This is a genomic window from Methylophaga sp., from assembly GCF_030651745.1.
In genome coordinates this window covers 70,270-82,264 of the sequence record NZ_JAUSCC010000115.1, presented here as the reverse complement: position 1 = coordinate 82,264, position 11,995 = coordinate 70,270, and the positions used below count along the sequence as shown (strand labels likewise).

The following is an 11,995-nucleotide window of genomic DNA, read 5'->3' as shown; positions in this document are numbered from 1 at the left end:
TCAACAAATGGTACAAAGCATCATCAATATTGGGAAAAATCTTCAAATGGATGTGGTAGCCGAGGGGATTGAAACCCAGGCACAGCTGGAGATGCTGACCAATTTTGGTTGCGACAGGTTTCAAGGCTACTATTTTGCACGGCCACTGAATAAAGCAGACTGGATGCACTTTGTAGAAGAAAATCGTAAACCGCTTTCATAGCAGACCAAATTAAAAGTTAAAGGGGACGCTTCCTTTCAGACTTGTTTTGTTATGGTGATATACCAGATCAGGTCATGCCGTGTGAGTTCTTTCGTTTATGAACTTAATCTATTGTTTAACCAAGTCTTTTCGTGGGGATTGGTCAGTGGCTGACCCCTTCATGTCATTAAAATGCCATATAATCTGAATAAGCTATATTTATATAGTGAAATAAACTTTTAAAGGAATAAGAAAAGTGAAAAACCCCTCTTTGAAATTACTTGTTCTACCATTACTAGCTTCGTTTGCTGCACCTGTATTTTCGGGTGAATTTTATTTAGGTGCTAACGTAGGACAAGCAAAAAGTAGTGATTTTTGTAGTGAAGTCTCTGATGATTTATCGAGCTTGTCCTTAACAAGAACAAGCTGTGATGATAGTGACTCTGCGTATAAGATTTTTGCCGGTTATAGTTTCACTGAAAACTGGGCAGTTGAAGGTGCATATGCAGATTTAGGTGAATTCAGCATAGACTATACAGATGGCTCAACCAGCGGAAAAGCAAAAGCTGAATTAGATGCTGTTAGCATCGCGATGGTAGGTAAACTCCCACTAACTGACGATTTTAATTTATTTGCCAAGTTGGGCCTCTATCATAGCAATACTGATGCTAGTGCCACTTTTGGTGGTGTTAGAGCCAGTGATGATGATTCAAGTACCGACGGATTATTTGGTCTGGGGGCAAGCTACTCACTGACTGAAAGTTTGGCTATCCGTGCGGAATGGGAAAGATATATGGATAGTGATGCAGATATTGATTTAATGTCTGTAGGTTTAATGTATACGTTTAACTAAACGAGTAGCTGTACTTAAATCATAAGGCCTTGTTAATGATTGTTAACAAGGCCTTTATTTTATTGGCTATTACAAATAACAAATAGTGTGCAAATCATTGGAAGGAATCAAGGGGACGGCCAATTTGATTTAGTTTGATTCCGTAAACTGATGTAATAAAGTAAATAAAATTTTATCGTTACAAGGATGTAACGACATGGCAAGATTTCCTCGATTGGTATTACCCGATCAGCTTCTGCACATCATGCATCGAGACAAAATAAAAAGGCTCAGACTCGGACCTTTTTGATTATTCTTGTAATTTACAGTGGGGAGTAAAAAGGATGAAAACCAATGATATTGGTTCTAACTCTGATTACACAGAAGATGCATTTACCTTTGAACAAATGGGCGAGTTGTCCGGTGACGTTTTACTTGAGTTTGGTGCGCCATGGTGTGGACACTGTCAGGCGGCAAGTTCTGCGATAAAAGAAGTCGTAACTGAACATTCAGGACTGCGTCATATTAAAATTTATGACGGAAAGGGCAAACGACTGGGGCGTGCGTTCAAGGTAAAGCTTTGGCCGACGTTGATACTCCTGCACGATGGGAATGAAGTGGCTCGTCTCGTGAGGCCATTACGTTCTGACGAGGTTCGCCAATTAATGTCGAAAATCAACTAGAATCGTCAGCTTTTCGGTATCCATGAAGTGCGAAAGAAATGGAAGTCAGCTTTCGTAATGCTGATCTTAAAGAGGCGGATGAGTCGAATCGAAGAGGCTGAATATCGCGAAAAACTGGCCATCAAATTTAATGGTCGACAACTCCTTTGACAAGGCATTCAGCCTTGATATGCTCGAATACTGTATTTCATGACACTTCTCTAAAAAGCGCGGCATAATATTACAGGTCAGCACTAGACCGGGCCCTGCCCCTAAATCATCTCGCTTTAACCATTGGAACATCGAATGAAACATATTGGATGGCTGCTTTTCGTCTTATACAGTTCGAACGCGCTGTCTGCGGGCGAAGTCGAAATCCCTTTGCTGGCTGAAACCGCTCATCTCCAGACCGCGATCAGTCGCGTCTTTGAATTCGATGAGAATGGCCAGAGCACGATTAGCAACGACCTATGCAACCGGGTTGAGTTGTCCGATATGGTGGTGGTGACCGATGGTGACCAATTGTCTGTTGGCATGGCATTGACTGCTACTACTGGTGGCTACGTGCTGGGTGCCTGCCGGGGGCCTACGCCATGGCGGGGCCGTCTTGCATTGAAACTTACCCCCCAGATTATGGCATCGGGGCTGGCCATAGAGTTTGTACCTGATTCGATCGAATTGTCGCGTCCAGACAGTACCCCCGGCATTTTGACCAAACCAGCTCAGATCATTGCCGATGCACTGGTGCTGCCGCGCATGAAGAGGGTACAAATTGACCTGGCCGGGCCACTGAGCGGCCTTGATGGATTGATCGAGCAAATGCTGGATCAGAGTAGTGCGCAAGCTGGTGAGCCGTCCCTGATTCAACGAACCCATATCACCCGTCTCAAGACTGAAGAAACAGGCGTCAGGGCTTGGCTGGCTTTCCAAGTTCGTACTCCTGAACCAAAAGTTCGAGTGCCCGAGCCAAGTTTGGATGAAAGCGAGTTGGCTCAATGGCAAACGCTTGAAGATGAGTTAGACGGCTTTTTGACTACCATTATTTCGGCGCTGGCCTACTCGACGGAGTCTCGTGCCTTACGTCTTGAATTACTCGGCGTGCTGCTGGACACGCGACACGCGATAGCCGAGGCGCTGACGGTCGATGATCCCGAATATGATCCAGTTCAAGAACTTTTCCTGATGACATGGGATCGGCTGCGGCCACTGTTGAACGAACTTGAAGGTCTGAAGACCCCAGGTTTGGATGCTGATTTCAGGCTTGCCACGTTTATTGCAGGTGGTGACGCGCTGCATGCACTTGACGCCCTCGGGCCTGAGTATGGTTTTGAAATCACCCGTGATGGGCTGCGCAGGCTTGCCCGCTTGCTGCTGGCCGAATCGGTGCCGCCAAGTTTTACACCGTTGCCTTTGGAAGTCGATCCGGAATTTCGCGATTTGTTTGGATTGAATGCCGTAGACGAGGCAGAATTCACAACAGCAGAATTGACTCGACAAATCGCTGGTGGTTTGGGGTGGGTAGGGTCATGGCTGTTGCCGGTCGCTCATGCCGACAGCATCCCCCCGGCTGAGGCTTTAAAGGGGCTAGTCCCGCAACGGGAGAACCTTAATGAATACCTTGATCTGGTCGCCAGCTTACTGGAGGAACAGTCCAGCGCCTGGTTGGCCGAAAATAATCGTTTGCCGGACAGAATGACAGAGCGACTCGATCCCTTGGTTCGTGCCACAGCATGGAAAGAATCCTGCTGGCGTCAGTTCGTAGGTTCGAGTAGTGATCCCCAAGTGTTGCGTTCAGCCGGTGGCGCATTGGGCATGATGCAGATTAACGGTCGGGTCTGGCGTAAGGTCTACGATCTTGACCGTCTCACTGATGAGGTCGACTACAACGTAAACGCTGGCATCGAAATTCTGACCTATTACATGATTGATCATGCGCTCCGTAAAGGCGAGCACGAACAGCCCGGCGGTGATGACAATTTGATAAAGGCAACATATGCCGCTTATAACGGCGGCCCGTCACACTTGGCACGATACCGTCGTGAAGAAACCGCCGCCAGCTTAAAGGCCATCGACAATGCGTTCTGGCAACATTACACGACCATTAAGGCTGATAAATGGCCGGATATATCAAGCTGCTACTCGGTCGGTGGTTAACGGCCAGATAGCCTCGATAGTGTTCAAAACAAACTGGTCAGGCAGAAATAAAAACTCTAAAAGAGGAATACTTATCAATTGATTCTGATCCTTTTGATTGCTGACGCCCAAAGTTACACTGTGATTGCCTGATTATTCAATTTGTACAGGCAAACCGGCAACTGGGCGACAGCTTGTTCCATGAGCTAGTGTTACTACGCAGCAAAATCCGTAGCGTCGGACGCACCGCACCACGCTAGCAGATCCTGGTGCACGGCCTGCATCTTCTGTTCTGCCAGGGTGTTGGCTATCTTACCTGCAAACAAATGTATCGGCGGCTGTGCGACGCTTGCTGCCTGCAGGATCAGGGTCGCCACTTTTTCAGGATCGCCTGCCTGCTTGCCGTCCATCCCGTTCAGATGTAAATCCAGCGAAGCCTGGGCTTCGGTGTAGTCGGCAATGGCGCGCTTGGCTACCACCAAGGTGTCTTTAGACAGGAAGTTGGTACGTACCGGCCCCGGATAGACCACCGTAGCCTTAATACCCAACTCGGCAAGTTCAGCGGCAAGGGTTTCAGTTAGCCCCGCCAGCGCAAACTTGGAGGCAACATAACTGCCCCAGCCGGCGTATCCGCCCTGAAAACCTACGATAGAAGCCACGTTAAAAATGTGTCCGCTACGCTGCTCCCTCAGGTATGGCAGCGCATAGCGCAATGTATGCAGCGGGGCGAAAACGTTCACGTCGAAATTGTGGCGCAGCTCGGCATCGGTTAACGCCTCAATGGTTCCTTGCAGGCCGTAGCCAGCATTGTTCACCAAATAGTCTATGCGGCCGAAGGTGGCAATGGTCTTATCGATGGCGGCTTGTACACTTTGCTCGTTGACCAAATCGACCTCCAGTGGCAACAGTCGCTCGTTGCCATTGTTAAACGCCTGGTTAAGGCTGGCCAGAGTGCGGGATGTTGCGGCTACGACATCGCCTTTAGCCAAAGCCTGGCGGGCCAGCGATAGGCCAATGCCGCGTGCCGCGCCAGTGATAAACCAAACCTTGAAAGGGTGTGTTTGTTGTTGCATGAGTGGAAACTCCTGGAGTTGGCAAAAATAGTAAATTACGGAATAGCGCTGCCACACCAGCAACAGTCATGACGACTGCGCTGCGAGGTTGCATAGGCAAAGGTCAGCTGCCTGGACAACTGCCCATATTGCACAAGGTGAGATCATAGAGATGGTGGCTCGGACAGAGTAGGTCGACTTCTCTTGCATTATTGCCTAATCCTATTTAGCTTCTTTTAAAATCAGGCTAGATAATGCAAAAATATAGTCACTTAATATTTTATGTGGATAAATGTTATGTCGAACGAACAGCCCTGTACGTCGAGACAGGCAGAGATGGCGGCGCTGATCCGTCAACTTGCCCCGCAACAAGGCCATACTCTCTCGCTGCTGGATGGCGTACGTTTTATGCGGGCTGATCACCCCTTGGGTCGCACACCCGTACTTTACGAACCGAGCATAGTGATTGTCTGTCAGGGGCATAAACGTGGTTATCTGGCCGACCGTGTCTACCACTATGATCCACAACATTACTTAGTACTGTCGGTGCCGCTGCCATTTTCGACCGAAACTGATGCCAGCCCTGAAGATCCCCTGCTATCAGTGTCTATAAGCCTGGACAAAGCTGTGCTGGCCGACTTGCTGGTAGAAGTTGACCAGCATGTCAGTACCGCACCCAGCCCGCCAGTTGGTATTGTTTCGACGCCGCTGGATGACATGCTGGCGGATACCACTCTGCGCCTGCTGAAAACGCTTTGTTGTCCGCTGGAAGCCAAGCTATTAGGGCCTGCCATCGTGCGGGAACTCTATTTTCGCGTGCTTCAGGGTGAACAAGGTGGCGCGATCCGGGCTGCACTGGCTAGTCAGGGTAATTTTGATCGTATTGCACGTGTGCTTCGGCGCATTCACAGAGACTACGCCCAACCTCAGGACGTAACTTCACTGGCACGCGAGGCGGGTCTGAGTGTTCCTGCTTTTCATGTGCATTTCAGAAATGTCGCTGCAACTTCGCCCATCCAATACATTAAATCGGTACGACTCCACCTGGCACGGCTGATGATGATCCGTGATAACGTCACCGCAGCGGCAGCCGCTGTACGGGTCGGCTACGAAAGTGCATCACAGTTTAATCGCGAGTTCAAACGGCTGTTTGGCAGCAGCCCTGGAAAAGAGGTACGGGAAATGCGTTCGGCTTTTTCGTTGATGGAGCCGACCCAGCTCGAAATTACCAACAAACAATCCACCCACCTTTAGATGCCAGTCATCTCAAAATATGGGCTTTTTTCATTGAAAAACCAAAAGCAATCAAAAGGGTCAGAGTTTGAACCTTCGCTTTGATATAAATCATTAGGCCTCATTTGAACTATGCGTAAAACAGATAAAAAAACTGATAACGAACTTCGGTTAGTATTGACCGATGTATGTGAACAGGCATTAAAAGATATCGATGGTTTTCAGTGGTTAACGCATTTGGTTAACTATGATGATTATCCAAATAGCTTAAAGATTGTTTGTGTATTTGATACAAAAGAGAATTTGAACAACTACCTTCAATCAGATGACAATCAAGCGTTGGTATCACTTATTCAATCTGAATTTAAGACGATGAATATCAAACTCAAACGTATGGTTGACCATATTTCATACGATACTGAAGAGAATTGTCTTCAGCAGCATAATGGTAATTGGGCGCTCAGACTGGGTTAACCAATAGCAATCGACGCTGACTCCAATCTAATACCCAAACAAGCTAGCATCAGTTACCAACTGATTTAAACAAGCGGCTGTAGTTTATACTTCTCAGTCTCTTTTACCAGATACGTTTGAGCGATAAAAACCCAATAATGAAAATACCAAAACAAATTCAGCCGCTGGTTGATGATGGCCTTGTAGATGAGGTGATTAGTCGCTTAATGAGTGGCAAGGAAGCCGATGTCTATGTCGTGAGATGTGGTGATGAAATACGCTGTGCCAAGGTCTATAAAGACGCCATCAAGCGTAGCTTTAAAAAAGCAGTTCAATACCAGGAAGGACGAAAAGTACGTAATAGTCGCCGAGGCCGGGCGATGGAAAAGGGCTCTAAATTTGGTCGTCAGCAGCAAGAAGAAACCTGGCAAAACGCCGAAGTTGATGCACTGTATTTGCTTGCCAGTGCCGGTGTGAGAGTACCTCAACCTTATGATTGCATGAACGGTGTGTTATTGATGGAGTTGATTACGGATGAAGATGGTGATGTCGCACCTCGACTCAACGATGTAACCATGTCTGCTGAGCAAGCCATCGAAGACCATTTGATGGTCATGGATTCGGTGAAAAAAATGCTCTGTGCAGGCTTAGTCCATGGCGATTTGTCAGAATTTAACGTGCTGGTCGATGCTCATGGCCCCGTGATTATCGATCTTCCCCAAGCAGTGAATGCGGTGGCGAATAATAATGCACAAGCCATGTTAACCCGTGATGTACAAAATATGACGCGTTACTATGCCCAATTCGCACCAGAATTACGTAACACGCATTTCGAAAAAGAAATATGGTCGTTATTTGAGAATGGCGAACTACAACCTGATACAGAGCTCACTGGCCAATTTGAAGAAGATTCGCAAACCGCAGATGTGGATGGTGTGTTGCTTGAAATCAAAGCGATCCTGGAAGAAGAACAAGAAAGGCAATTGTGGTTAAGAGATAAGGATGATTAAAGTTGTAACCATAATTTTCTAAGAAAAAATCAAGTTGGCTGATCCAGGATGAACAATAGGGCTTGTTGATCTTTCATATCCACCACTGCTGGCGGCTATTTTTGTGTCCGACAAGGCGGAAAGCACGCAGTGTAGCCATCCTACATAAGTGATTGACAACGCAGCCGGCCGCAAAAATAGTCCCAGCCCTTCGGGTTGTGACTGAAAAAGCGCCACTCTGCGTTGCTCGTCGCTTATTTAGAATAACTAAAAGGCGCTCCTCGTGCCTTGATTGACGCTTTTTCAGCTCACAACAGAGGCGGAGATGAAAGATCAGCAAGCCCTGAGCCCTGATTACAGTAAACAGAGCTTTGTGAGTTCAGCAATTTATTGATTAATTATTTCTGTCTAAAACTATCAAAACGAGCAATATGCTCTTCAAGGTTTTGGTTTAGCATTTCTGCGTAACGTTGGGTGAAAAATTCAATTGCGGCTTGTTTTTCGGCTTGCAGATTCTCTGCGCTCTCAACAGAACGGGCGACGCTGAAAGCATTAAATCGGGCGGCTGAAAATAGAATTGATGTATTGACGTCGTCTACACTACTGTCTGCTGCTTGCTGATTAGCAACGGCAATGAACTCATCGACACGTTGTTGAAATGTTTTTGTTGGTGAATTTTCACTCATTCTTTCTCTCTCATTAGTCTTATTGATTTGAAATTTGATTGCAGTCGTGATGACATTTTTAGTGGTTATATATGTTGATTGAACGGAACCTATAATATCAGATAGAAAAACCTTAGCTGTTTTAGGTTTAACAAGGCCAGTCAAAACTGCTGCTCTGGTCTTACTGGTTGGTTTATGACTTATGTGGAATTCTCCATAGTCAGCCAGTGTAGACTCACTATAATGACGCAGCTGGAAAGGACATATTGAAGCTAGAGTTAAGGTTGTGTCTATATAGAAATAATGGTGTAAGCATTTGAACTGATTGATGAAAAAAAGAATGCTTTGTGCTCAGTAAGACTTTAAGATGGCTCTGTTACTTTAGTCTAGTAACGTTAGAGTTATTGAACTGAGAAGTTTGATGAGCAATAAACAGATAGATATTATTTTGAGATATATGAGAACAAGTCTATATAGCTTGTTTTTCATGCTGTTTTGTCTGGGTATCTACTTTCTTTATTTGACTACTCAATCGTTTATTCACTTAAATGCAAACTCACTAGAGTCCTCGCAAATAGTATCGAACAGTGTGTTTGCAAATGAGCGTGAAAATCTAGGAAAGATCGTTTATGACTACAGTTACTGGAATCAGGCCGCCGAAGCATTATCGGGCAATGCTGATTCACCCTATTTTGAAGAAAACCTCGATGGTAACTACTTATTAGATACTTTCGATATAAATCAAGTTATCGTTTACAACGCTGATGGCGAAGTCCTTATCAGATTTGCCAATGGTCAACAAATTCTTACTGAGACTTCTCTTTATAGCCAGCCTGACTTTAAAGCACTTGTCAAAAAAGCTACCAAGGTTAATTATAAATCGCCGACCCCAGTGACATCGTTTATCAACATTGCTGGTCAACTACATTTTATTGCCGCTAGCGCCATCGTGCCCAGTCTTGAATCTGACACTGTGTCATTAGGAAAACTCTATGGTGTATTAGTCATGACTCGACCGGTTGATGATCCGTTGTTGTACAAGTGGCAGAGTCAATTTCATTTGTATAATTTGAGTGTTCAACCTAAAGGTTCGCCTCTTAAGGATGACTTTACGGCTTTAAAGGTGATGAACCCTTTGGGGGAACATATTGCTGATATCGTCTGGAAACCCGATTTACCGGGTAAGCGTTATCTAGGCGAAATTATGCCAATGACCAGCCTCATTATTGTCTTTTTAGCTACCGTTTCCGTTGTGTTTTTTCTTCATTTCAATCGATATATAAGACTTACGTTATTTGCAGCGAAAGAGTTAGAAAACAATCGAGATGAGCTACAGAAGTTGGCGCATTATGACACCGTAACAGCATTACCTAACCGCCTTTTAGGCATGGACCGACTAGAGCAAGCTATAAAAGCATCATCACGTTATAACACTTTGACAGCTGTTTTATTTATCGATCTGGATGGTTTCAAAAATGTTAATGACACGTTTGGACATGATATTGGCGATGACTTGTTACACAATGTTGCTCAACTTCTAACATCGTGTGTTCGAGAGGGAGTTGATACAGTATCGCGCCTTGGCGGTGATGAATTTACTATTATCTTGGCTAATCTACAAAATAAAACCGATGCTAGGTTAGTGGCTGAAAAAATTCTTCAATTGCTTCAGAAAAAAATATCAATCCGGGGTTCAGATATTATGATTTCTGCGAGCATTGGTATTTCATTAAGTCGAATGAATACAATCACTGCTGAAGAAATGATAAAGCAGGCTGATATGGCAATGTATAAAGCCAAGTTATCAGGTAAAAACCAATATTTCTTTTATGACGAAACTTAGTAAAAACAGGCAAAGTTTGATTTTGACCCTGTCTCTGAGATGCTTTTGATAAAAAATGCTCAGTGAAGTTCTACAAATCAACGGGTCAGTGGCTGACTAGATGATGCCTATACTAGAATAAACACCAACAATCGCGTCAAAGGCGACGCTCATACTTCGCACGCTTTATGCGGGCGTTATCAACCTCTATTAATAGAAGAGATCCTATGAGCAGCATTAATGCCTTTCCCAAAGAAACTCCAGTAGATGACCAAAACATCTTTGAGAGTATTTCCAGTCGAATGTCCGGATTTTTATATCGTTGCCGCATGGACAATGACTACACAATGCTTAACATGTTCGGCAATGTGCAGGAGCTGACTGGATATAAACACCAAGAGTTGATTGGCAATAAATTTACTTCATACGTTAACCTGATCCACGAAGATGATGCCCAGGCTGTCGATGATGCAGTCGCGGTGGCTATCGAACAGCATAAGAACTGGGATGTTGACTACCGCTTAAAATGCAAAATGGGCGAACCGATTTGGGTGAATGAAAAGGGGGGGCCGGTATTTGACGACAATAACCAAGTGGCGTTTCTTGAAGGGGTGGTAACCACCATACAAGCCCGGAAAATGCAGGAACTGGAGCGTCAATCCAGAATGGAAGGGGTAGAAAGCCATAGCTCGGACATCGTCAAACAAACTCACACCATTTTGGATATGTTGAAAACCCTGCGCCTGCTTAGCCTGAATGCCAGTATTGAAGCCGCTCGGGCCGGAGACGCTGGTCGAGGTTTTGCTGTTGTGGCAGAAGAGGTAAAAAAACTGGCCGAGCGCACTGGTCATGCCACCGCAGAAATCACCCGACTGACAAAAGAGTTGGATGCACTGCTTAAGTGATCCTTCAGCTTGGCAGAAAATATAATCACAAGCCGGCATCAATTGTTAGAGATTAAGGGGCAGTCAACTTGATTTAGTTCAGGTGAATTACAACAAGATTTAAAACTTCATGGCCCTTTTAAACGTTCTTTTAATCAACCAATTATAAGAATTTGTGTTGATTAAACGATTTCGTTATTGTTATCCGCGGCCGCAGGGATGAGGCTTGAAACACTCGTCATTAAAAACACAATGCCGTGTTGGTGCTACCTCCTCTCCCTGATAGATATATCTTTGATATCTGAACGATTTTCAGCAGAAAATTGGGGCTAATTACCTTTTATTATTTAATGCTAAATGCAATAAAAATATAAACCTTCCATGGGCTTATATTTTTTTCATGGCTGCGATCAGCGAAGTGATGGTTATGAGCTTATAAGGCTTATACCTCAGCTGTTATGAATACGTATTTATCAAAACTAACGGAATGGAAATAAAATGAAACTAGCAAAAATGACGTTGATATTGGCGGCCATGTTGTATTTATCAGGTTGTGCATCAGGTGCTAAAGTCGAAAATATGGCGTATCAGGGAGCACAAAAAAACTACTCTGAAGCGTTAAAGCAAAGTGTTGAAGTCGGTGATGTCACAGGTGGTAAGGAAACGAATCCTTTGTGGACATCTGAAATCAGCAGTGAAGCATTTTCATCGGCTGTGAAACAAAGCTTATCAGACCAGGGATTATTATCTGAAAATGGTCGATATAAACTGACTGTCAATATGTTAAGTGTTGAGCAGCCTTTTATGGGCTTCGATTTAGAAGTGACGACTTATGTTCAATATTCACTGGTTGATTCCCAGGATAATTCGGTTGTCTTTAAAGAAACGATAATTGCACCATACACGGCAACAATGAATGACGCTTTTGCTGCAGTAAAAAGACTTCGCTTAGCCAACGAAGGCGCTGGACAGAAGAATATCGAGATGCTTCTGGAAAAACTGTCTGAGCTAAAAATAACTAAAAACCAAATTTCACTTGCTGAGTAAGGTAAAAGATTAAATAAAACGAATGCGCCTTGGCGCATTCGT

General features: G+C 44.8%; 12 protein-coding genes. 10 read left to right on the top strand and 2 right to left on the bottom strand.

Going from position 1 to position 11,995, the window contains the following annotated elements; all coding sequences use genetic code 11:
* The 4 genes from Q7V21_RS13430 to Q7V21_RS13415 all read left to right on the top strand — a co-directional run.
* Positions 1-202, top strand: a 202-nt coding sequence (locus tag Q7V21_RS13430) for an EAL domain-containing protein (RefSeq protein WP_304917778.1), incomplete at its 5' end; no start/stop codon positions are given.
* 235 nt (positions 203-437) lie between these two features.
* Positions 438-1,034 carry an outer membrane beta-barrel protein gene (locus Q7V21_RS13425; RefSeq protein WP_304917777.1) on the top strand — a complete coding sequence of 199 codons (597 nt, stop codon included), beginning with the start codon at positions 438-440 and terminating at the stop codon, positions 1,032-1,034.
* 323 nt (positions 1,035-1,357) lie between these two features.
* Entirely contained in the window at positions 1,358-1,696 is a 339-nt protein-coding gene (locus tag Q7V21_RS13420; protein ID WP_304917776.1) for a thioredoxin family protein, read from the top strand.
* Between the two features lie 285 nt (positions 1,697-1,981).
* Entirely contained in the window at positions 1,982-3,829 is a 1,848-nt protein-coding gene (locus Q7V21_RS13415) for a lytic transglycosylase domain-containing protein (RefSeq protein WP_304917775.1), read from the top strand.
* Positions 3,830-4,023: 194 nt separating this feature from the next.
* Here the strand turns inward: Q7V21_RS13415 and Q7V21_RS13410 are convergent, their stop codons facing one another.
* Positions 4,024-4,881, bottom strand: a complete 858-nt coding sequence (locus Q7V21_RS13410) for an SDR family oxidoreductase (RefSeq protein ID WP_304917774.1) — start codon at positions 4,879-4,881, stop codon at positions 4,024-4,026.
* Between the two features lie 276 nt (positions 4,882-5,157).
* On the opposite strand from Q7V21_RS13410, the gene Q7V21_RS13405 reads away from it, so the two are divergent.
* The 3 genes from Q7V21_RS13405 to Q7V21_RS13395 all read left to right on the top strand — a co-directional run bounded on the left by Q7V21_RS13405 (position 5,158) and on the right by Q7V21_RS13395 (position 7,556).
* A complete protein-coding gene (locus Q7V21_RS13405) occupies positions 5,158-6,114 on the top strand; it encodes an AraC family transcriptional regulator (protein ID WP_304917773.1) in 957 nt (318 codons plus the stop codon).
* A 111-nt stretch (positions 6,115-6,225) separates the two neighbouring features.
* Complete coding sequence (locus Q7V21_RS13400) at positions 6,226-6,567, top strand: Fis family transcriptional regulator (protein ID WP_304917772.1); 342 nt, start codon at positions 6,226-6,228, stop codon at positions 6,565-6,567.
* 137 nt (positions 6,568-6,704) lie between these two features.
* Positions 6,705-7,556 (top strand): PA4780 family RIO1-like protein kinase, encoded by an 852-nt coding sequence (locus Q7V21_RS13395; RefSeq protein ID WP_304917771.1) that lies wholly within the window; start codon positions 6,705-6,707, stop codon positions 7,554-7,556.
* Positions 7,557-7,933: 377 nt separating this feature from the next.
* On the opposite strand, the gene Q7V21_RS13390 is transcribed toward Q7V21_RS13395, so the two are convergent.
* On the bottom strand, positions 7,934-8,365 hold the full coding sequence (locus Q7V21_RS13390; protein WP_304917770.1) for a DUF3144 domain-containing protein: 432 nt from the start codon (positions 8,363-8,365) through the stop codon (positions 7,934-7,936).
* A 256-nt stretch (positions 8,366-8,621) separates the two neighbouring features.
* Here Q7V21_RS13390 and Q7V21_RS13385 point away from each other — a divergent pair, with 256 nt between their 5' ends.
* The 3 genes from Q7V21_RS13385 to Q7V21_RS13375 all read left to right on the top strand — a co-directional run bounded on the left by Q7V21_RS13385 (position 8,622) and on the right by Q7V21_RS13375 (position 11,953).
* On the top strand, positions 8,622-10,043 hold the full coding sequence (locus Q7V21_RS13385) for a diguanylate cyclase domain-containing protein (protein WP_304917769.1): 1,422 nt from the start codon (positions 8,622-8,624) through the stop codon (positions 10,041-10,043).
* Between the two features lie 206 nt (positions 10,044-10,249).
* On the top strand, positions 10,250-10,927 hold the full coding sequence (locus Q7V21_RS13380) for a PAS domain-containing methyl-accepting chemotaxis protein (protein WP_304917768.1): 678 nt from the start codon (positions 10,250-10,252) through the stop codon (positions 10,925-10,927).
* 477 nt (positions 10,928-11,404) lie between these two features.
* The gene (locus Q7V21_RS13375) at positions 11,405-11,953 is read left to right on the top strand and encodes a hypothetical protein (RefSeq protein WP_304917767.1); all 549 of its coding nucleotides are present in this window, start codon (positions 11,405-11,407) and stop codon (positions 11,951-11,953) included.
* Positions 11,954-11,995 lie beyond the last annotated feature (42 nt).

Bases quoted from the DNA above. Each gene is read 5' to 3' on its own strand.
- Q7V21_RS13420 (WP_304917776.1), top strand. From the start codon at position 1,358: ATGAAAACCAATGATATTGGTTCTAACTCTGATTACACAGAAGATGCA.
- Q7V21_RS13415 (WP_304917775.1), top strand. From the start codon at position 1,982: ATGAAACATATTGGATGGCTGCTTTTCGTCTTATACAGTTCGAACGCG.
- Q7V21_RS13410 (WP_304917774.1), bottom strand. From the start codon at position 4,881: ATGCAACAACAAACACACCCTTTCAAGGTTTGGTTTATCACTGGCGCG.
- Q7V21_RS13405 (WP_304917773.1), top strand. From the start codon at position 5,158: ATGTCGAACGAACAGCCCTGTACGTCGAGACAGGCAGAGATGGCGGCG.
- Q7V21_RS13400 (WP_304917772.1), top strand. From the start codon at position 6,226: ATGCGTAAAACAGATAAAAAAACTGATAACGAACTTCGGTTAGTATTG.
- Q7V21_RS13395 (WP_304917771.1), top strand. From the start codon at position 6,705: ATGAAAATACCAAAACAAATTCAGCCGCTGGTTGATGATGGCCTTGTA.
- Q7V21_RS13385 (WP_304917769.1), top strand. From the start codon at position 8,622: ATGAGCAATAAACAGATAGATATTATTTTGAGATATATGAGAACAAGT.
- Q7V21_RS13380 (WP_304917768.1), top strand. From the start codon at position 10,250: ATGAGCAGCATTAATGCCTTTCCCAAAGAAACTCCAGTAGATGACCAA.
- Q7V21_RS13375 (WP_304917767.1), top strand. From the start codon at position 11,405: ATGAAACTAGCAAAAATGACGTTGATATTGGCGGCCATGTTGTATTTA.